The organism is Candidatus Brocadia sinica JPN1, assembly GCF_000949635.1.
GTDB lineage: Bacteria > Planctomycetota > Brocadiia > Brocadiales > Brocadiaceae > Brocadia > Brocadia sinica.
This window is the reverse complement of record NZ_BAFN01000001.1, coordinates 3,568,461-3,591,375: the sequence shown is the minus strand read 5'-3', so window position 1 is coordinate 3,591,375 and position 22,915 is coordinate 3,568,461. Positions and strand designations below refer to the sequence as shown.

Below are 22,915 nucleotides of genomic sequence, written 5' to 3'. Positions count from 1 at the left end.
CTGTCAGCTTATCCCAACCATCACCTCTGCGTCTTGCCTGACAATGTCTTTTCCGCTAAGGATGTCTTTGACCTCCATAAGTTTGCGCTCTGCATCCCACAACATTGTCTCAAAATCTCCTAGTGTTAGGTTTTTTAAAGGTGTTGCTTCACTCAAAATATGGAACACCTCTTTCAGAAAATTGACCCTCAAGCCAATCTCGTCTTGCTGGTTAATACTCAATACCTTATCTGCCATACAACCCTCTTTCAACGCAACAAAAAAGGACAACAAGCCGCGGGAGGTCAGGTCCCACAGCCCATTGCCCTTGTTGCCCGGTTTCCTAGGCACATATCAAATAGCGTCCTGACCACGCCGTTATTAATGGTCGTACGTACTACCGCACCTCTTGACCATTGTCAAGTACTTTTCACCTGTTGACGTGTTTTGGTAAAATTGGTATTATTCTATAAGACGTATGAATGAGAAACAAAAGCCAATCTTGCCAAATTCTTTTACGATATAGCCAAGATTGATTTTGCTGCCTTAGTGGTAGCTCAATTTGCAAATCCTGCTAATTTAAAATACTGGATATTGATTGTTGGGATAATAGCAACCATAATCCCGGTTCTCGTTGGTCTCGTTATTGATAAACAGGAGGCAGAAAAATGACAGGACTTGGAATTATTTACGCCATAGTGATTGTGTCTTGCCTTATTTTCCTTGCTTGGTTGAAATATAGCCAGAAGCACTCTAAGCATACGCATTAATGCCATTGCAACCCCGTCCAGATCATCCAGCATACCGCCCTGATTGCCTCAAAACCTATCAGCCAAATAAGGTAATCCGCATATGGAAATAATCTCATTAGTTTGCCTCCAAAAAGTTTGCTGTTCTTGCAGGTTCAAAGTTCGTGTACAATACCTCAACGGTTCTTGGCTTTGATTCACCGGTCGATTTATGACTTCCCTTGAACGATTGATACTCATATCGATACCAACCCTCATATAACCTGTCATACAGCTTGTTGGCATAGTGGGTCAGCATCACCTTGCCTTTTACCCTGCACAACAGTTCCGCAAGGATATGGTGGTCGCCCTGGCTAAAAGAATCGCCGTAATAGTCCTCCGCGTCCCAATAAGGCGGATCGCAATAAAACAGGGTAGCTTCTGAATCATACCGCTTGATACATTCCGCATAATCTAAAGACTCAATGCAAACGCTCCGTAATCTCTCTGCAATGTCTGTTAGACCTTCAATAGCATTCCTAAAACTCTGGACAGGATTACGACCAGTCACCGAAGGCGCTGCAAAACCGCCACGATTCTGATCCCCTGAAAAGCATGTTCGATTCAGATAAAACCATTGCGCTGATGCCTCTACGGGATCACTTGGGATATTCCCTTTCTTCCAGTTTGTTCTTATCTCTTGCCAAAGGGTTCGACTGTATGGCATATAGTTTAAAAGGTTAGTCAACATTTGGCATTTCCCAGAATTCTGAATAACCTTGAAGAAGTTTACCAAGTGGTTATTAATGTCGTTTATGACCTTTACCTGTGAAGGTTCTTTGGCAAACAACAAATGCCCAGCCCCGCAAAAGGGTTCCACATACGAAATATGTTCTGGTATTAACCCTGATAGCCAACTACGCAAAAAAACTTTCCACCAAAACGATTAATCGGCGGTTTTAATGTTCTGCAACCCATTACTCTACCCCCCTCCAATTGCCCTTCCTGTTAAACTCATCGACCTAAACCACTACCAGTCAACTCCGAAACGTTTTTTACCCCTGAAAACATATCATTTCTTTGGGGTTTTTTGGCAAATCTTGGGTTGCCAATACCCCTTTGTCTTGGATTGTGTCCAAACCGGTAAGGATGCAGATAACAAAGACGATCCTCAAATAGTAATTTCCCTGTGCAACTTTTAACCTCTTGCCGAGTTCCCACGCAATCAAGGCAATGCGCTTTGATCCTCTTTAAGAATGACAAAGATTTATCCTTTAACTTGCAAATCTCGCTCTCACACTTTGCGCCTTTTGCCATACCCATGCACCATTTGCATTCTAGCCCGGATTTCTCACCGATATGTTAGACAACCCTCGATATTTATGGTATAAGATGTTTGTAAAGAACAGATTATACATAGCAAGAGGAGGGTTGAAGGTGAAAACAGGGTGTAAAGATGCAATAGAGTATCAAGGGTTAAGCGGAAGGAAGGTAATATCGCAATTTAATGGAGGGCAAATAACAACCGACGCCGGAGGCCTGTTACTGAGAGAATTAGAACAGGCAAGAGGTTTCATGAAAGAGTTTTCAAAGTGTTTTACCGATTATCGGGATCAGGGCGCAATAGAGCATACAGTAGAAGAATTATTATCACAGAGGATATATGGGATAGCGTTAGGATATGAGGACTTGAATGATCATGATCAATTGAGGATAGACCCATTGTTGGCAGTTTTGTGCAAGAAGAAAGACCCGACAGGGCAGGATAGGCGAAGCAAGATTGTTTTGGATTTGGATGCGACGGATGATCCGATACACGGGAGCCAGGAAGGTCGTTTTTTCCATGGATATTACGGGGAGTATTGTTATTTACCCTTGTACATATTTTGCGATGACTATTTGTTATGTGCGAAATTAAGGACATCAGGGGTGGATGCAAGCGAAGGGGCAAAAGAGGAGATAGAGCGGGTCGTCAATCACGTTCGGAACCAGTGGCCTGAGGTGAAAATTGTGGTGCGGGGCGATTCGGGGTCTGCGAGGGAAGAAATCATGAGTTGGTGTGAAGCAAACCATGTAGACTATCTTTTTGGGCTTGCAAGGAATTCTCGATTACAAGAAGAGATACAAGGCGAAATGGAAGAGGCAAGAAAACAATATGAGCAGACAGGAAGAGCATCCAGGGTGTATAAAGATTTTTTCTATAAAACGGTGAAGAGTTGGTCCAAGGGTCGTCGGGTAGTGGGCAAGGTGGAATATTTAGAGAAGGGGCCAAATCCCCGGTTTGTAGTAACATCACTAAAATCGGAGGAGAAAGATGCCAGGAGTCTTTACGAGCAAGAGTATTGTGCACGGGGGGAGATGGAAAACAGGATCAAGGAACAGCAGTTACATTTGTTTGCCGACCGGACAAGTACAGAGACGATGCGTGCCAATCAACTGAGGCTGTGGTTCTCGTCAGTGGCTTATGTGTTACTCAACGAATTAAGACGGATAGGGCTTTGTTCAACAGAATTCTCACAAGCACAGTGCAGCACGATCCGAACAAAACTGCTCAAGATTGGCGCACAGGTAAAGGTGAGTGTAAGGAGAATCGCAGTTTGCCTGTCCAGTGCTTATCCCTATAAAGAAGTCTTTCAGCGCGCTTTTCAAAACATTCGTAAAGCGTATCCAATGCTCTGTTGAAGTTCAAAAAAGATTTACCATTGTAAGTATGATTGCTAAGCCGGACGGGAGCGCTACGCCCCAAATACGCCTTTTGATAGCATCTCCCGGGTTTTTATCAATAAAACGATGAGGATATTCAATGTTGATGCATAAAAGCAGAAAAATCAGTCTTGGATACCAAACTCATTATGTATTTTGAAACCTTTTGATATTACAAATTACCCTCTGTGAAAAATGCGGGTTAGACCATGCATACCCGTGTGGAGTCAATGATCCAATTCCAAAGTTCGCTTCCACAGCACTTCCTTTGACTTTAATATATCGGTTATTGGAAGATGTCGCCTCGAAATGGGCAATACCGGTAGCAGAGGCATCTGGTGCAGTACTTACTACATGGAGTTTCTGTGCAGGATTTGTTGTACCAATGCCGACATTGCCGGGAACATAAACATCTCCATTATCATAGATGGAAAACCTTTCATCACACATTCCTCCGGAACATGGATTTGTAAAATCATAAGACCAGAAACTTAATTTATCACCATATACACCGGTCATATTATAAATAATCCATCTATATGCACTTCCAGGAGTTGTTTTTGTTGTATTAACAATAGCATAATGTGCACTTCCTACATCACCTGAACCAGATATTTTACAAGCTCCCGACACATCAAGTTTAGCATTAGGAGCTGGAACTCCAATACCAATATTCCCATTGTCAAAGATCGTTCCCGTAACAAGTTGAGAACCGTTCCATTTGGAAACATAGTTCGTGGTATTTGTACCCACTTGAGGATCAACCTCAGAAACAATACCAACCTGGTCACCATCAGCAATATCAGGAGGTATGCTTGATACCTCACCCCAACTCACCCCATCCTTCAAATTTGCGGGAACTGTGGGATCACTCTCAGTAGTAATCCCGACATCATCCCCATCGTCCAATCTAGGAGGCCTGCTGCCAATCTCACCCCAGCTTATTCCGTCCTTCAAGCTTGCAGGAATTGTGGGGTCTGTCTCAGTAAAGCTGGTTAAGTATCCTGCGGTAGCATGATCCCCCCATCCAAATGCCGTATTCCAGTTACCAATATCAGCAACTGAAATCCCCGATGCAATGCTATCGCTATAAACAGGATCTGTCTCTGTCACAGTCACTCCCGTAAGCCCGGAACCATCGCCCATAAAGGAAATAGCATTAACGGTACCTATAACTTGCATTGTTGTTGGTAGTTCTGTCCGACCCACGTTAACATTTACGCTGTTTAAAGTAATGGGACGAAAATTACCTGTTGAAAGCTCTAAACCATAATTATGAGAAAAGTAAACATCGTCGCTCTCGCTTTTTCTCCCAATAATAAAACCACCGGCACCACCAGACAATACAATCCTTCCCATATTGTTTGCAGCATCTAAAATAACGCCCTGGTTTCCAGTCACATTGCCATCCACAACCAATTTATTATTAGCACCACTTATCAAAACAGACCCGGCAACATTCAAGGGGGTGCTAGGATTCTCAATTCCAATACCAACATAACCATTGGCTTTATCATAATAAACCTCAGCACCAGCAGCATTTCCATTGTCATTATAGGTGATTTGCTTAGTTATGCCTGCAATTGGTCCCGGAAGCCATTGAGGCCCCTGCGCGCCAGTTTCACCTTGCGGCCCCTGTGGCCCTATGGGTCATATCGGCCCTGCCATACCCTGGGGACCTTGTTCCCCTTGCGGGCCTTGTGCTCCTGTTTCACCCGAATACCCTGTGTGGCCCCTGCGGACCTGGAGGCCCCTGAGACCCTTCCGGTCCAACCAACCCGGTCGTATCACCAACCCACTGACCGGAATTGTTAATAATGGAAATACCGTTAATCCCGATGTTTCCCCACACATCCAGTGTCGCGTTGGGGTCAGCTGTGCCGATACCCACCTTTCCATCTCCACGGAAACGGGCGATCGTGCTATCGTTTGTTTTCTCCGTTATAGAAAAACCACTGTCTGCGCTATTGTCTTTTAGTTCTGAACCCATATCCTTTGCATAACCGTACTTACTTATCCCCGACAAAAGTACCATAACAACTATTAGCCAGTACTTATGCATTTTATTCCTGCTCCTTTCCACAATCATTGCCGATATAACATTACATTAAAAATAAGTTCATTCATATAACACAGGATATACCTTATGTTTTCATGTACTCAATACCATGAAAAAGTTTCTTTGGGGCATTTCTCCTCTCTTAAAAAATGTATTCAACGAAAACAAATCTTTTAAGGTCCAGTTAAGTATGCTGGTTAAAACGAGAGCAAAACTTAAAACCGCCTTATGTTTACCAAAACGTCGGGTTTCGTTCCTCAACCCAACCGTTGAGCCCATTTGTCGCACCTTGCGCCAAAAACTCACCACGAAGCTTCCACAGTGGCTAAACACAATGATTCAACTCTACCCTTTTTCAAAGAGCAAAATTGTTACAATGTTTCTTAAAACAAAAAAGCCTTACTGCTAAAAAATGTTTGTAAAAAAACATCTTCGGCAGTAAGGCTATCTTTCTGCTGCTGCTGCTGCTGCTGCTGGAGTTTCTTCGTCGTGCAAACCCAGAGACCCTGTTACTTTGCGTCCCCTGATCACTCAGGGTTTGCCTTTGTCGCTATATTTTCTTCACTATTTTACATATTTTGGTATTTCTCAAAACTCAAGTAATCTACCAATAATATTTTCCCTGTCAAGAAAATAGTGGGCATTTGTTTCGGACTTCGTCGTGAGCGCTCAGTCGAACGATTTCGATTTTGAATTTGAAGGGATTTTTAAAATGAAACATAACGATTCAGCAGACTTTTGCCTACAACCACTACGAGTGAATAAAATATTGATTACATAATCCCAAAGGAATGACATGATTATAGAAAAAAACACACCAGAATATTCAACCCCGTAGGGGTGAAATATTGCGAAAACAATGATACTATATCACCCCTACGAGGTTAACAACACTGGTATAACGATATTCTATAATCATGTCATCCCTTCGGGATTATTCTGTCTGTCCGTTTTCCCTGTTGGTTCCTAACTATTCTAAGAAAACATTCTCTGTCAGTTTCGCTGAATAGTTACAGGAGACATCATAACGCAGCACAACCGCAACCAAAATGAACCACCCCCTTTATCCCCTCCTTTGCAAAGAGGGGATTGAGGGGAGGTAAAAAACTTATAAAAAAAGGAAGTTTTTATACAGGAAACCGTCATGAACCGAAGACTCACAAAAGGGTATGAAAATGTTTGTTTTTTTAGACATTTGATTCTATTTTCGTACCAATACTATAAACATCCTTATTCATTTCATCCTTACGTATATCATCCGCACGGTGAAATATCCGATAAAGCACCGGAAGTACCAGCAAGGTGAGGACAGTTGATGATATAATTCCGCCGATCACTACTGTAGCAAGTGGACGCTGCACTTCTGCCCCCGTTCCGGTAGCCATCGCCATCGGAAAAAACCCTAAAGAGGCAACGAGGGCGGTCATCAGTACCGGACGCAGACGTGTAACTGCACCCTGAAGAATGGCATGGTCGAGGGGATTGCCCTCCGAACGCAGTTTGGTGATAAATGAGATCATGACAAGTCCATTTAATACTGCCACACCGGAGAGCGCTATAAACCCTACACCAGCCGAAATCGATAATGGAATTCCCCTGAGCCAGAGTGCAACTATCCCCCCGGTCAGGGCAAAAGGAACACCTGTGAAGACCAAAAGGGCATCTTTTATGGTTCCAAATGTGATAAAAAGCAGGAAAAAGATCAATAAAAGTGCCACGGGAGTGACAATTTGCAAACGTTTCTTTGCCGACATCATCTGCTCAAATTGTCCTCCCCAGGTAATCCAGTAGTTCGCCGGGATAGTGACATCCTTTTTGATCTTTCTTTCAGCCTCCTCCACAAACGAACCCATGTCACGACCACGCACATTTGCCGTCACGACAACCCGGCGCTTGCCGTTCTCCCTGCTGATTTGGTTAGGACCAGGTTTAATGTTAAATTCCGCAATAGAGCCAAGCGTTATATAACTCGGTCGTTTGCTTTCCTTAGAATGCGCTGCGAATAATACGCCCGTATCCAATCCACCCCCACTCTCCGGCAATGGAATCGGCAATCTCTTGAGCGCCTCCACATTACTGCGCATATCATCAGGCAGGCGTACCATGAGTTCGAACCTCCGATCCCCCTCAAAAATATTCCCTGCACTCTTCCCCCCAATTGCAACCTCTATTACCTCCTGCACATCAGAAATGTTAAGACCGTATCGCGCCATTTCTTTGCGATTCATCTGAATGGTCAGAACCGGCAGACCTGTCACCTGCTCTACTTTCACATCCGAGGCCCCCGGTATTTTCTCAAAGGCTCTGGCGATTTTTTCCCCGGTTTCAAGCAAGACTTCCATGTCGTCTCCAAATACCTTCACTGCCACATCGCTTCGCACTCCAGCGATAAGCTCATTGAAGCGCATCTGGATCGGCTGGGTAAATTCATAATTGTTGCCGGGAATTTTTTTGAGATACTCCTCAAGTTCATGTATCAACTCTTCTTTTAACTTATGAGAGTCAGGCCAATCTGACCGTGGTTTTAGCATAACAAATGTATCGGCTACACTTGGAGGCATAGGATCAGTAGCAATCTCTGCGGTTCCTATTTTGGAAAAAACAGTATCCACCTCCGGGAATTCTTTTATCTTTTCTTCAAGGACATGTTGCATCTCTACCGCTTGTGATAAGCTTGTCCCCGGAATACGGAGGGCATGGATTGCCATATCTCCTTCATCCAGACTTGGTATGAATTCACTTCCCATACGCGTCATTAAAAGTCCGCTCAGGACAACAATCACGCCTGCGACTGTTATAACAAATCCCTTATTCTGCATAGCCAGGCTTAAAACAGGAATATAGGTTTTCTTAGCCCATCGCACAAAAAAGTTTTCCTTTTCGGATAGTTTTCCGGAAAAGAACAACGCCACAGCGGCAGGAATAAATGTCACGGAAAGAACCATTGCGCTAAATAAGGCAACAATCACAGTAAATGCCATGGGATAAAACATCTTCCCCTCAACTCCTGTCAGGCTCAGGATTGGTAAATAAACGATCATAATGATTAACTCACCAAACATGGTTGCTCTCCGTACTTCCTTTGATGCCTCAAAAACAACCCCAAACCGCTCCTGGCGTGTTAATAACCGTCCAAGCCGGTGTTGTTCCTCTGACAACCTGCGAATGCAATTCTCAACGATAATTACAGCGCCATCAACAATGATTCCAAAGTCTAATGCCCCGAGGCTCATAAGGTTTGCGCTCACCTTGTTGCTTACCATCCCGGTAACAGTAAATAACATGGATAATGGTATAACAAATGCCGTGATGAGGGCCGCCCGTATATTCCCCAAAAAGAGAAATAGAATAGCAATGACCAAAAGGGCGCCTTCAGCCAAATTCTTCTTCACGGTATGTATGGTTTTTTCTACAAGGGTAGTGCGGTCATAGACCGTTTTAGCCACCACACCCGCGGGCAGTGTATGGTTCACTTCAACCATCTTATCAGCCACCATTCTTGATACTGTCCGACTATTTTCGCCCATAAGCATAAAGACCGTACCCAGGACAACCTCTTTCCCGTTTTCCATAGCAGCACCTGTTCTGAGTTCTTTCCCTAACAAAACCTCCGCTACGTCTTTGATATAAATGGGTACCCCTTTGTAATTCCCAATAATAATCTGCCGAATATCCTCTATGTCGACCACCTGGCCGGGGGCTCTGATCAGATACTGTTCTCCGCTGTGTTCGATATACCCTGCACCAATATTGGCATTATTTCTGGCAAGGGCCTGAAGAACGTCATGAAATGACAATCCATATGCAATCAGTTTATCAGGGTATGGAGTTACATGATATTGTTTCTCGTAACCGCCGATGGTGTTTACTTCAGTAACCCCAGGAATGTTACGGAGTTGAGGTCTGATAACCCAGTCCTGAATGGTTCTTAAATCGGTGGATGTATACGGTGTCCCATCCGGTTTTAGAGCGCCTGCTTTTGACTCAACTGTCCACATAAAGATCTCGCCAAGTCCCGTTGCAATCGGCCCCATAAGCGGATCAACACCAGGCGGCAGTTTTCCCTTTATTTCCTGGATACGCTGGTTAATCAATTGTCGGGCAAAGTAAATATCTGTTCCATCTCGAAAAATAACTGTCACCTGTGAGAGCCCATACCGCGACAACGAACGAGTTTCCATTAAGCCAGGTATACCAGCCATTGATGTCTCAACAGGAAAAGTAATACGTTGTTCGACCTCAAGTGGAGAGTATCCCGGGGCCTCTGTATTAATCTGAACCTGAACATTGGTAATGTCAGGCACTGCATCTATGGGAAGTTTCTGATAATTATACCCACCAAAAACTGCAATAACCATGATTGCTATAAGGACTACCCATCGTTGGCGGATTGAAAATTTTAATATTCGCTCAAGCATACTTCACCTTCTTTTCTTAAAAGTTCAGCATTATTAGTGACAAAAACTAATCTTAGCCAATATCTGCTTTCTTTTGCTTCTTTTCTGCAAATCTTTATTCTAAAAAGAAATCTTTCTTACTCAGCGATTCGTTAGCTTCAATGTAATTGGCTCCTACAGAACCTGATGCATTTATTAGTTACTTCTCATCTTCAATATTGACAATGATCTTAGGTAGTTTTCTCACAAAACTTCTCACACTTTTAGCAAATAAAAATGTTCGTTCCTCTAAATCATATTGTCGAGGATTTTTGTTATTGCTCATTGAAGTTTATTTCGGATTTCGAATTTCGAAATTCTGTTTTTGCATTTTCGAATTTGTACTTCGGATTTATCTTTAGCTAATGATCATGCGTTGCCCCTGCCTTACCGAGATCAGCCTTGAGGATAAAACTATTGCTGGCAACATATCGCTCACCCGGAAAAAGACCATGCAATACCTCAACCCATCGCCCGTCATTCCGCCCTAACTCCACCGGGCGGACTTCAAAAAGATCTCCGTATTGTACAAAAACGACAAACCAATCACGGAATGTTTGTATTGCACCGACTGGTACTGCTACTGGTACTGTCACTTCTTCCTGAACAATCCCGACAGTAACAAAGAGGCCGGGACGCCAACGTCCTTCTGGATTCTGCACAATAACTCGCCCCAGTGCAGTACGTGTTTGCTCACCAACAAGTGGACCCAAATATGCCAGCGTACCGTTTGCTTCCAGACCTAATATCTTAGACCTTACCGTAACGTTTTGTCCAACCCTGACCACACTCAGGTCTTTGGCATACACCGTGACTCCCACCCAAACCGTACGTAAATCAGCAATGGCAAAGATATCGGCATCTTCCTTAATAGCCTCACCCACAGCAATCTCCTTTTTAATAACGACACCATCAAACTGCGCTTTTAGCTCATATCGGGTAAGCCCCCTGCCCGCCGTTTCCGGAATACTATCCAGATCAGTTTGAGAAAGCCCCAATGCGAGCAGTTTTTGTGTAGCCGTTTGCAGGTTTATCTCTTCTTCTGCCAATGCCTGCCGGCTGGCGAGATAGTCTTTTTCTGAAGAGATCTTCTGTCTCCAGAGACGCTCTTTCCTTTCAAATGTTGCCCGCGCCAGTTCTATCCGTTTCAGAAAGGCCATGTACTCACTCTTCTGTTCCGCCACTTCCCGACTGTCAAGAACGGCAATAACCTCGCCATGTTTGACCATATCGCCAAGATTTTTATATACCTCCGTTACGACCCCTGAGACCCTCGGTACGACATGCACTACCTTATCTGCATTGAGTTCGATCTCACCGGGAAGCTCAAGGACGGTTTTTATCTGAGCAGGACCGGCCGTCTCAATGCCAATCCCTGCGCTTTGTACCGCCTCAGGACTGAGCTCGATCCTGCCTTCCACCTGCGAATATTCCCATCGATAGGTCTTGCCTTTCCATTCTGCAAACACCCTGACATCAAAAGAATGCGGTTCTTCAATAACCTTGTCACCGCGAAGGTACTCACCTTCGGTACGGAAATGAATCATATCCACCCGGCCACCAAGCCTATGTAATTCTACAGTCAGTTTAGCCTCGTCAGGGTTAACTGCTTTTCCCCTATCGAATACATAGATTCTAAATTGGGGTGGAACACCCCGCTCATACATGGTGATCTCAACCTGAAAATCACCCTCTGATAATAATCTGCCTCCATGAGGCCCCTTTGCCTGGACATTACCCCCATGCTTCGATTCAGTGCCCTCCTGAGAATCACGAACCACTTTTTTTTCCATTTGCAGGATAATTACTGCCAGAACAATTCCAACCAGAACAGCAATGCCGATTGCTGATACCTTTTTAAAACGAATTATCAAGTTTTTCATATTTTTGTTACCGTAAGAGAAAGGGGAATAGATTAAGCTGAGCAAACCAATCGTTATCATTTTTTTTCATTGTTCTATACTCCAGACGGGGTAATCACGTTTCAGTATTTTTGAAATGACCAACCATTTTCTCAACTCTTTTGCAATCTTCTCAGAAGTGATTGGCGCATTTTTTATTGGTCTGATTCTATCAGGTGTTGTTCGTGTATCTCCCGGTTCTTTTGCGACCTCAAAAGATGAATTGAGATCTTTCCCAATAAATTGTTCAAGAAAGTCGTTATTTATGCAGTGGGTTCCAGTCTGGTCTGCAGGATTTTCAATGATGTGTATTTCCTCAATTGTGATGGAGCGCTCAATGTCAACCATCAGTTTAAAATGACCGCATTCCCCTTCACCTTGAGCCAGAAATGCCTTTTCTACCTCACTTCGTCCGCGTCTGGTAGTCATGGAGTAATAAACGATCGTTTCTTCACTTTCACCAATTTCGATACCATGCTGAGCAAGCTCATTCTTTTGCTGGTCTGTTAATTGAACATGGTGCTTTTCAACCCACTGGTAAGGATGATTCTTCCTTATTTCATAAAGATTCAATTCTTGACCATGCTCAGCATGAGGGGTCTCTGCACATCCGCATGGTAATGAAACAAGCAATATACACACAAGCCACTTTTTCATGGCGCTCCGCATTTCATTTAGCGTAATTTGTAATACGCTTATTGAATACCCTTGCTCATTATGTTCTGGTATTGGAAAAAAGCACGGACAAACGAGTTTGTCCGTGCCACCCTTACTTACCCAAAATCATCCCCTTGGCCAGTACATAATAATAATTACACCAATAAGGGCGATAAGACCACCGATCAGGTCAAATTTGTCCGGAGCTATCTTGTCAACCTGCCATCCCCAGAGAATAGAGAGAACTATAAATACACCACCATAGGCGGCATAGACGCGGCCAAAATTTGCAGGCTGGAAGGTTGGAATAACTCCATAGACAACCAGCACAATCGCTCCGAATAAACCAAGCCAAATACTCTTTCCTTCCCTTAGCCAGAGCCATACCAGATATCCTCCACCTATTTCGCAAAGTCCGGCAAGGATAAAGAAGAAAACTGACCTGGCAATCTCAATTTTTTCCATTTTTATCTCATTCATGTTTCTGTAATAATTTAATGTTTTCAAGGAATTTCAAACTTTTTTAGCATTTACAATAAATTGCTACCATATTTTATGCTCCTCAACAGTTTTTATTTTATTCATCTCCGCGCTCTCTGCGACCTCTGGGGTAAAATTATTTTATACTGCCTCAACCCTCTTAGGAAACCATTGATAGAGTGCAGGTATCACAAAAAGGGTCAGGAAGCTTGAGAAACATACCCCACCCACGATTACCGTTGCCAATGGTTTCTGTACCTCGGCCCCTACATCTGTCGATATGGTCATCGGTAATAACCCAATAATATCTGTCATAACGGTTATCGCTACAGGTCTCAGACGTGTTGTAGCAGCCTCTACGATCGTATCTCTCGTTTCTTTCCCTTTTTGAAGATATTCATTAATAGATGATACCATAACGGTGCCATTTAACACGCATAACCCGAAGAGAGAAATAAATCCTACCCCTGCAGAGACACTCAGGGGCATATTCCTTAAGAAGAGCGCCACAATCCCTCCGGTAGCGGCAAAGGGAACATTTATATAAATAAGGGCGGCATTTTTAAAGGAATGAAAACTCATGAAGAGAAGAATAAAAATTAATCCCATGGAAATGGGAATAACGATTGCAAGCCGATTCCTCGCCCGCTGCATATTCTCAAACTGCCCGCCCCAATCCAGATAATATCCTGCGGGGATATCCACACCCTCCCGAATCTTTTTTTGCGCCTCTGCCACAAAGCTGCCGATATCTCTATCCCGTACGTTACACTCCACTACGATGCGGCGGTGCCCGTTCTCACGGTTGACCTGAGCATGCCCCTCTTCAACAAAAATATCCGCCAGCTGGGTGAGCGGCACACGCACACCATCCGGGGCGCTAATCAGGATATTTTTGATTTCCTCTATGTTGTTCCTTGCTTCCTCGGAAAAACGGACCAAGAGGTCGAATCGCATCTGCTCTTCCAGCACCTGCGACGCAGCCCTACCGCCAATGGCCGTGGTAATAACATCCTGTATATCCGATACATTGATTCCATAGCGGGCAATGGCGCTCCGGTCAATCTTTATCTGTACCACAGGCAGCCCCGCCACTTGTTCTCCTTTCACATCCTCGGCACCCCGGATAGGAGCTACAACTCGTTCGATCTCCTCTGCCTTTGATTTTAATACCTCATAGTCCTCGCCAAAAAGCTTAATGGCGACATCAGAACGCACGCCGGCTATCAATTCACTGACCCTGAGCTCAATGGGCTGTGAAAAACTATACTGCATGCCCGGAATCTTTTTCAAATCCTCTTCCATACGGGCAATGAGACCCTCCTTTGTCCTGGTCGTCTGCCATGTATCCTTCGGTTTGAGCATTACGAACACATCGCTGATCTCCTGTCCCATGGGGTCTGTGGCAATTTCGGCCCGTCCCGTTTTTGATACAATGGTCTCCACCTCCGGGTATTTCATGAGAGTTTTCTCTACGAGCGTAGAGAGTCCGACCGACTCCTTTAAAGAGACACTGGGCAGGCGCCTCACGTTGATTGCTATGGCGCCTTCATCCAATTCGGGCATAAACTCTGAACCTAAAAAGGGAATAAGGACAAGGCTGGAAAGGAAGCACGATGCTGCTATAATAAAGGTGATCCTGGGATAGAATACAGCCTTTTCCAACAACGGCCTGTAACTGCTCTTTAAGAACAGCATTATACGATTATCCGTTTCTTCAGTATATGCCTTTGTCTTTACCCCTTTTTTAAAAATAAGGGAGCAAAGGGTGGGCATGATGACAAGAGCAACAAAAAGGGAACTCAGCATGGCAAGACTGACTGTAAGGGCTACAGGTTTGAACATCTTGCCTTCAACACCCTGTAATGTCAGGAGCGGGACATAGATGATAATAATAATTCCTACGGCGAAAAAAATGGGACGCCCCACCTCCTGAGATGCGAGCAATATCGTTTCCCGGTAACTTGCAGTATTTTTTCTGAGGCTAAGACGTTGAACGATATTTTCAACGGTGCAAACTGAGCCATCAGTGATATTACCAAAACCCAGGGAACTGATACTCATTACCGTAGCTGCAATTCCCAGATGATACATGCCTGAAAAGGTTAATACGACCGTTAAAGGAACGGAGAAAGCAATAAGGAGTGAGACTCGCCAGTTGCCTACCGTTAGAGTAAGAACTATGATTATCAGGATGATACCAAAAATGACATTGCTAATAACGGTATGAATAACGCCATTGACTAGGGCAGCCCGATCATAAAACGGTATGATATCAACACCTGTTGGCAGGTTTTGCCTGATCTCTGCAACCTTCTGTTTTACCCTTTCCACCACGGTACGGCTATTTTCACCCTTGAGCATCATGGCTATACCGGCGACAACCTCTCCTTTGCCGTCTTTGGTAACTGCCCCATAACGTACCTCAGGACCCACTACCACATCGGCAATATTTTTTATATAAATGGGCGTGCCTTCCGGAGTGGCTTGAACAATGATATTTTCAATGTCTTGTATGGTATTGATAAGTCCTATGCCCCTTATGAGATATTGTTCAGAGGCATGTTCTATGTATTGTCCACCAGCATTGGCATTATTGGCCGCCAGGGCATCAAAGACCTGCCGGAGGGTAATATCATACGTGATAAGCTTTTTGGGATCCACCAGCACCTGATACTGCTTTACGAAGCCACCGAAACTGTTGATCTCAATGATCCCTGGTGTAGTCAGCAGTCTGGGTTTGATTATCCAGTCCTGGATGGTCCGCAGTTCCATGTTATCCTTACCTTCTCCGGTAACCACGTATTGATAAATCTCACCCAAACCCGTGCTAATCGGTCCCATAACAGGCTGGGCATTGAAAACCTGCGGTAGTTGCTCTTTTGCTGTTTGTAAACGCTCAAAGACCAATTGACGGACAAAATAGATGTTTACGTGGTCATCAAAAACTACCGTAACCTGTGAGAGTCCTGACTTTGAAAGGGAACGTGTCTCCACCACATTAGGCAAACCACTCATGGAAAACTCAATGGGGAATGTAATGAGTTTTTCCACTTCGAGAGGGCCTAGTCCCGGCACCTCGGTATTGATCTGCACCTGGTTTGTCGTAACATCAGGGACGGCATCAACCGGCAAGCGTACAATGTAGTATAAACCCAGTCCTATAATAACGCCTATCACGATAATAACAAGAAACCCTTGTTTTAAGGCGTATCCGATAAGTCTGTTGATCATAGTATTAGCAAATCTCCGAATTGAATATCAACCACAAAGAATTACAAAAGGTTTGTTATTGTAATGTTACATCACGAATATCCCGCTAATGTGTGCATCCCTCCCCAAACTTTTCCTTCATGATTCCAGACTTAAGCAGGAAACCACCCTTGACAACCACGCGGTCGTTCTTGTTTAAGCCACTCATAACTTTCACATGGCCATCTACCCGCGTACCCAGAGTCACATCTCGTCTTACAAAAAGTCCCTCATGAAGGGGCACAAAGACAAAGTGTTCTTGCCCGTCTGTCTGAACGGCTTCATCAGGCACAACGGGCAAACTATTTGTTTTCTCTGATTGATGCAGAAGCAATACCTTGGCAAACATACCCGGTTTCAATTTTTCATGACGATTGTCGACCTCTGCCCGAACCTTCACTGTTCGTGTCTTTTCATCAACGGTAACTCCGATATGGGTAACAAGCCCCTCAAATTGTTCGTTCGGATAGGAGGCAACTGATATCATAACCTTATTTCCTGGCTTGACTATTGGAATATCTTTTTCGTAGATATCAAACCATACCCACAGATTGGTGAGGTCAGAAATGGTGACAATAGGGGCAAAGGCATCCTTCAGTTCACCAATGGCTACATTTTTTTCAACCACCGTACCATCAAAGGGGGCTGAAAGGATAAACAGGGAGGATACCTGGTCTTCCGCTATATCCTGGATGTCTCCCTCCTGCTGACCCATGAGTATTAACTTTTCTTTTAACGCTTTTAACTCTATCTGCGCTTGTTCGTAAGCATTCTCAGCTTCCAGAAAATGTTTTGTGGAAGAAATCTTCTGTTTATAGAGAGTCTTTTCTCTGGAATAGTTCTTTTTTGCCATTCTTACCATTGCCATCGCTTTCTTATAATTGGCCCTGACCTCCCCCAGTTCTACACTATCCAATACGGCCAGCTTTTGTCCCTTCTTCACAGGATCTCCCCAGTCCACAAATAACTCTTTAACGACCCCGGATACCCTTGGGGAAACGATAACAAAACGGTCCCGGTTTGGCCCCACTTCACCTGTTGCCTTATGAGTTACCTCTATGTCAAACAACTCAACGTTTTCTACGGTTACAATCTCTCCGAGTATCGATTTATCGACCTTGACGGCTCCAACCTCATAACGACATCCGTCACACTCAATAATGGAGATATTGTGCTCACAGTGCTTTTTTAATAATTCTTCGTAACTGCTGTTTTTAATGGCAGGATTACACAAAACACATTCACTTTCCGGAACACCATGTTCAGGGCACATTTCACCTTTATGTGTATCCTGACAACCTTGATGTGCTACAACATTTGCAATGGAAAAGACTCCCATAAATAGAAGAAGTATCGTGAAACTAGTCATGCGGATGTTCCATGATTGTAAATAATTCATAAGTTTCTTTTTCCCTCTTAAGTAAATGTTAAGTAATTTCAAACTGCTTGTAGTGGCAAGGCGCGTCTTGCCACTACTCTGTTATAAAAGTCGCCGAAGGCCTAATTGAAAATATCTTCTTATCCCCATTATCGCTCCCTTATCTTCGTTACTGCCAGTCTTTCAATGTCTGCAATGAACAGGTTTAAACTTTTTAGGGATTCGATATAGGAAATCCTCGTTTCAGCCCATGTCCTTTGGGCATCCAGGAGGTCAATATAATCAAACTCACCTTCTCTGTATCCCCTTGTAATTAACGTAAGGGATTCTTCCGCCTTTGGCAGAATCTTATCCCTGTATTCAATGACACGCTTTCGTTCCACATTGTATGAATTGAAATTTCTTCTTAACTGAAATAACAGTTCGTTATAAACTGACTGATTTTCACTTTTTGCTTTTTTTGAAAGGGCCTTCCCCTTTTGTATATTACCCTGGTTACGATTAAAGAAGGGGGCCGGTATCTCAACACCCAACTGTACGGTGTCTATGTTTTCCATTGAGAGCCTTTTATAACCCGCAGATACATTGATATCGGGTATAACCTGCCTTTTTTCCAGCATCAACTGTGTATCTGCTACTTCAATATTCTTCTTTGATGCCTTAAGGAATGGTTGATTATTGTTCATCTTCAGTTCAAGCTCAGGAAGTGAAACCTCACCGGGTCTTGATAAGAGTTTTCCCGTCACACCACCGATGATTTCCTCCGGAATACCCATTACCGTTTGTAATTCCTTTATCGAATTTTGAAGATTGCCTTCCGCTTTGGAAACGAGGTTCCTCGCTTTCGACAATTCAACTTCTGCCCTGAGGATATTCGTAATAGCCACTTCGCCCGCCTCAAACCTGAGTTTCTCACTCTCGTAAATACCGTTCGCAATTTCTTCTGTTTCCCTGGCTATAGCCAGCCCCTCCTGATCCCCGATAATCTGATAAAACGCTTTTTTTGTGTCAGCGACGACATTCAATAAAACGGTATCGCGTTCGAACTCGTTTTTTTCCTTTGATTTTTCACTTACCTTGATTCCCAGCCCTCTCTTACCACCCGTGATGATGGGCTGAGTTACGGCCACGAGATTTTGGCTTTGATTTAATCCGATTTCATTGTCAGGAATTTCTTCAGCCAAAAACTCCAGAACTGGATTAGGATATAATTTCGACTGCCTCAGCAAACCCAAAGCAGCTTCTACCTGATCCCTGGTCGACTGCAATAGAGGATTCTTTTCAACGGCAATACGAATAGCCTCTTCGAGTGAAATCTTTTTGTTTGACGATTGATCATTCTTGTCCGTGGCTTTGATAGGAAAATCCTTCCCGAAGGCTATTAACCAAAAACTCGGTAAAAAAGCAGACACACAAACGAGAATGACAAAAAAAATGAACCCGTATCTCTGAAGATGAGGTTTGAAACCAGAATACATATCCATAACAAAAACCTTTCACGATAAACCAAGTAATGAATGATAGCTCACATGGATTTTTTAAGAAGTTCTCCTTAGCAAAGTGGGGTTTTCTTGACTGCTGCCACCCTGAAACCAGCTAAATAAATGAAAATTCCTGATACAATCAAGGAATCTCACCGGCAGCTGCAATCTTGAAAACTTGTCCCGAGCGGGTCAAAGGGTTGCACAGATTACAAGCCACAACTACCCGAATATATCTTTTGTTTCACGGATATTCCGTGCCTTCCGGCAGTAACTGTATACGGCGCTGTGAGATGTTGAAATTTTACAGATGGATTACGCGGCTAAACGCGGTGGATGATAAATAATCGTCTGAAAAATACTTTTGAAATGATTAGAATGAAGGCTTTGAAACCAACTGGATGGACTACTGAGAAACAGTAAAGAGTTTTGCAGTAAACCCATAACTAAATTGTGAGCACACAGGAGACAACAATGTGAGCAATGGTGATCATCTATTGGAAGGGGAGAATGAGTATCATTATGGGAGATAATTACTGATTCCTCTTCTGAACAATGAAACACATCGTCTTCCACACACCCCAATAATAAACAATCGCCTGGTAATATGCACAAAAGAAACCATATCATCAAAATACTTTGAAGGCCTTTTTTAAAGAAAATAGTTTTACGCATACGGAGAAATCAACGATTTACCTTTTTATTGGAGTTTTCATACCTGTAATATTTTTTCCGAAGAGTTATATCCCCCCTGTATTCTCCCGCATAGAAGGAGAAAGAGAGGGGTTATTTGGTTATGATTTTGCAGCACAGTTTTGCTTTATGATAATTATCGGGTTACTAGAAAAGCAAGCAGAAAATTATTTTTGATTTACTCTCCATAAGTCTGCCGGTATACTAGGTGCGTAAATTTCGCATACTTTAAGGAGAAAAAAATGTACATTTCGATTAAAAGTCGGCTCATTTTTTTACTCATTGTATTTACGTTGCTGCCGTTCGTTTTACTGCGAATTATTGCATATCCAAGGGTACAGACCGATCTTCAGGAAGTGCTCATACGAAACCTTGATGGTATTGGGCATAAGCAGACGGAATTAGTAACGAATTGGATGTATGAGAGGATAAAAAATGTCAGCGTAATCGCAGAGAATCCCTTTATAACCAAATGCGCACAGATTGCCAAAGAAGACGTAGATTATCCTGATATTGTCCATTATCTGGAGGTCGTGAAGAACAAATATGGTTATACGGGTATTTTGGTAAGCAATGATAAAGGATTGGTAACCGCTGCAACAGCAGAAGAAGACGCAGGAAGCGATATTTCACACATGGACTATTTCAAACGGGCGGTTCAAGGGCATACATTTGTATCGGGTATTATTCCATCTGAAATCCCGCTAACAAATGAATTTGGGGAAAAGGAACTTGGTATGCCTACCATGTTTGTTTCAACACCGTTGAGGAACAAGTATGGGATCGTTGTTGGTATTGTTGCCATTCGGATGGATGTGAAGGCGCTGAACGACCTGCTGCTCAGCCTAAAATTAGGAAAGACCGAAGAAACATATCTGGTAAGTAAAGACGGATACATGCTGACGGAATCAAGGTTTGCACAGGATTTAAAAGATATGGGGCTAATAAAAAGAAGATGCGCATTAGAATTGAAATTAGTTAGTCGTGAGACCGGCGAATTAACCAATGGTGTGAAACAGTGTGTTACCGGAAAGAACGGTTTTGATGCAAAAGGCTATAAGGATTATCGGGGGAAAACGGTATTGGGCGTCTGGCGCTGGCTACCTGAGTTCAAGTGGGGACTCATTACGGAAATAGACAAGGACGAAGGTTACGGACCAGCATATAACCTCAATTACATTGTTAGTTCGGTATTAATAATACTTGCGTTTCCCATAGTGATAATAGCATATTTTATTGGCAAAAAGACTTCGACACCAATCGTTCAACTGACCGAAGTAACGGAAAAAATTGCATCGGGAGATTTAACACAACGGATAGACATACAGAGAAAAGACGAAATTGGGATATTAGCAAAATCCTTTAACACGATGGCAATATCCCTGGAAGAGAAGACACGGGCTTTATCTGATTCTGAAAAACGGTACAGAGAATTATTTAACTCTGTGAAGGAAGGGGTATACCAATCTGAACCGACAGAGGATGGGGTATTTATAAGCATAAACCGGGCAGGAGCTGAAATACTTGGCTACAAGTCCCCTAAAGAGGTGATTGGGATGAAGGTAAGGGATATTTATGCGGACCCTGATGACCGCAGAAAGGTCATTGAGAAACTGACCAAAGAAGGGGTATGGAAGAGTTTTACATCGTTATGCAAGAGAAAAAATGGGGAACTATTTTACATGGAACGGACATCCAATCTGGTTACCGATGAGACAGGCAGTCCCATCCATATAAACGGAATATTCAGGGATATTTCCGAACGGAAAAAGCTGGAGGGGGAGTTACTGGAATCGGAACTACAGCACAGACAGTTGCTGAAATCATTAAAAGAGGGTATCTATCAATGTGAGCCATCTAAAGACGGGGTATTTACCTGGATCAATCAGGCAGGGGCAGAAATGATTGGTTACACTTCACCCGAGGAAGCAATCGGAACACGGGTGAAGGACATCTATGTAAATCCTGATGATCGGAAAGAATTACTTGCAACGCTGGAAAAGAAAGGTGTATTGAGAGATTTCATTTCTTATTGTAAGAAAAAAAATGGAGAACGGTTCCTTTCCGAAAGTACGTGCAATCTTGTGCGTGACGACAACGGTAAACCGATTAAGATCCTCGGTGTATTCAGGGACATAACGGGAAAATAATTAGCTGATATGTGGCGTTGCCCCCCTTCCTGTATCCTCCCCGCAAAAAGGGACGGTTAGGACGGGGTTGGCCAGCATTAGGCGGGAAATAATCCTCACGCTACAATTTTCGACTCGTTCTGTGGTTAGGGAGTTACAATGTATTCAATCGACAAGTATTATTTCAAAGAATTCAAGATTGCACCGGGACATCGGGCAAACTATGCCATCCTCTGTAACCCCGAGTTCAGGGAGAACCAGTGGGGCATGAAATACTCCCCTGCCAATAATTATTTAAGAGAATACAAGATACTTCCCCTCTTTTCACACCCTCAGATCCCCATTCGATATGCAGAAGGAAATGCCGTCATGTACAAGGAAGGCAAATCGGTGCTCGTCCAAAATTATCTGATCATAACCCACTTTGAGGGAGAAGATGTCGTTGAATATTACAAGAAAAGAGGTCTACCGGATCAACGCGAAATCGAACAGGTGATTCACTATTTTTCCAGCGCCACATTGCCGCTGCAACACATGCATTCCAAAGGATACATTCATTCTGATATCAAACCTGGCCACCTCATAGTAAACCCCACCACGGGTACGATGGCACTGATAGACCTCGAATGCACGATAAAAATTGGGGAAATTATCTGTGGTATGAGCAAGGAATATGCCTCACCAGAGCAAAAGCAGATGATTCGGTTATTGCGCAACGGAGAGGACGAAAAATCAGTCCTGAAAAAGATCAAGATATACACCACCTCCGATCTCTATTCCGTTGGCCTGATCTTTTATAGGGTAATGACGGGGAAACTGTGGCAAGAGGCAAATATCATCCCACAGGAAATCAATAAGGCCATCCCGGACAAATTGAACAATGTCATCTTGGGACTCCTTGAGGAAAACCCCGATAATCGCATTCAGTCTGCTGAGGTATTAAGAGCGGAACTGGAGGCAGTGTAACCCTTAGAATAAAATAAAACAGGACGGCTGCAGGGCAGAAGGAGTATGCAAATTCCGTTTTGCAGCGTTTTCA

Annotated in this window: 15 protein-coding genes and 1 riboswitch; of the genes, 4 read left to right on the top strand and 11 right to left on the bottom strand. The window is 43.5% G+C overall.

Translation table 11 applies throughout. The annotated features are described in order from the left end of the window. Positions 1 to 3: 3 nt before the first annotated feature. Positions 4 to 237, bottom strand: coding sequence for a hypothetical protein (locus BROSI_RS16435; protein ID WP_052564864.1), 234 nt, complete (start codon positions 235 to 237; stop codon positions 4 to 6). Between the two features lie 291 nt (positions 238 to 528). Here BROSI_RS16435 and BROSI_RS21500 point away from each other — a divergent pair, with 291 nt between their 5' ends. Next, entirely contained in the window at positions 529 to 651 is a 123-nt protein-coding gene (locus tag BROSI_RS21500; RefSeq protein ID WP_420886061.1) for a hypothetical protein, read from the top strand. Between the two features lie 195 nt (positions 652 to 846). On the opposite strand, the gene BROSI_RS16425 is transcribed toward BROSI_RS21500, so the two are convergent. Next, complete coding sequence (locus BROSI_RS16425; protein WP_082059273.1) at positions 847 to 1,632, bottom strand: DNA adenine methylase; 786 nt, start codon at positions 1,630 to 1,632, stop codon at positions 847 to 849. Positions 1,633 to 2,144: 512 nt separating this feature from the next. Between BROSI_RS16425 and BROSI_RS16420 the strand changes: the two genes are divergently transcribed. Then, a complete protein-coding gene (locus BROSI_RS16420; protein WP_052564860.1) occupies positions 2,145 to 3,389 on the top strand; it encodes an IS1380 family transposase in 1,245 nt (414 codons plus the stop codon). A 168-nt stretch (positions 3,390 to 3,557) separates the two neighbouring features. Here BROSI_RS16420 and BROSI_RS20245 read toward each other — a convergent pair whose 3' ends face one another. From BROSI_RS20245 to BROSI_RS16370, 9 genes are all read right to left on the bottom strand, one after another. After that, a complete protein-coding gene (locus tag BROSI_RS20245) occupies positions 3,558 to 4,811 on the bottom strand; it encodes a hypothetical protein (protein ID WP_162183205.1) in 1,254 nt (417 codons plus the stop codon). A gap of 310 nt (positions 4,812 to 5,121) precedes the next feature. After that, a complete protein-coding gene (locus tag BROSI_RS20590; RefSeq protein ID WP_052564857.1) occupies positions 5,122 to 5,472 on the bottom strand; it encodes a hypothetical protein in 351 nt (116 codons plus the stop codon). Between the two features lie 428 nt (positions 5,473 to 5,900). Then, a riboswitch (cyclic di-GMP riboswitch) is annotated at positions 5,901 to 6,022 on the bottom strand. A gap of 634 nt (positions 6,023 to 6,656) precedes the next feature. After that, the gene (locus BROSI_RS16400; protein WP_052564854.1) at positions 6,657 to 9,887 is read right to left on the bottom strand and encodes an efflux RND transporter permease subunit; all 3,231 of its coding nucleotides are present in this window, start codon (positions 9,885 to 9,887) and stop codon (positions 6,657 to 6,659) included. A 380-nt stretch (positions 9,888 to 10,267) separates the two neighbouring features. Then, complete coding sequence (locus BROSI_RS16395) at positions 10,268 to 11,788, bottom strand: efflux RND transporter periplasmic adaptor subunit (RefSeq protein WP_102046836.1); 1,521 nt, start codon at positions 11,786 to 11,788, stop codon at positions 10,268 to 10,270. Between the two features lie 66 nt (positions 11,789 to 11,854). Continuing rightward, positions 11,855 to 12,463, bottom strand: a complete 609-nt coding sequence (locus BROSI_RS16390; RefSeq protein ID WP_052564850.1) for a hypothetical protein — start codon at positions 12,461 to 12,463, stop codon at positions 11,855 to 11,857. A 126-nt stretch (positions 12,464 to 12,589) separates the two neighbouring features. Then, positions 12,590 to 12,928, bottom strand: a complete 339-nt coding sequence (locus BROSI_RS16385; protein WP_200891773.1) for a YnfA family protein — start codon at positions 12,926 to 12,928, stop codon at positions 12,590 to 12,592. 156 nt (positions 12,929 to 13,084) lie between these two features. Beyond that, complete coding sequence (locus BROSI_RS16380) at positions 13,085 to 16,177, bottom strand: efflux RND transporter permease subunit (RefSeq protein ID WP_052564848.1); 3,093 nt, start codon at positions 16,175 to 16,177, stop codon at positions 13,085 to 13,087. A gap of 85 nt (positions 16,178 to 16,262) precedes the next feature. Next, positions 16,263 to 17,594 (bottom strand): efflux RND transporter periplasmic adaptor subunit, encoded by a 1,332-nt coding sequence (locus BROSI_RS16375; RefSeq protein ID WP_082059271.1) that lies wholly within the window; start codon positions 17,592 to 17,594, stop codon positions 16,263 to 16,265. Positions 17,595 to 17,722: 128 nt separating this feature from the next. Beyond that, complete coding sequence (locus BROSI_RS16370) at positions 17,723 to 19,057, bottom strand: TolC family protein (RefSeq protein WP_052564844.1); 1,335 nt, start codon at positions 19,055 to 19,057, stop codon at positions 17,723 to 17,725. Positions 19,058 to 19,989: 932 nt separating this feature from the next. Here BROSI_RS16370 and BROSI_RS16360 point away from each other — a divergent pair. Beyond that, on the top strand, positions 19,990 to 21,897 hold the full coding sequence (locus tag BROSI_RS16360; RefSeq protein WP_052564841.1) for a PAS domain S-box protein: 1,908 nt from the start codon (positions 19,990 to 19,992) through the stop codon (positions 21,895 to 21,897). A gap of 138 nt (positions 21,898 to 22,035) precedes the next feature. Next, on the top strand, positions 22,036 to 22,842 hold the full coding sequence (locus BROSI_RS16355; protein WP_052564839.1) for a serine/threonine protein kinase: 807 nt from the start codon (positions 22,036 to 22,038) through the stop codon (positions 22,840 to 22,842). The last annotated feature ends 73 nt before the right edge of the window (positions 22,843 to 22,915 follow it).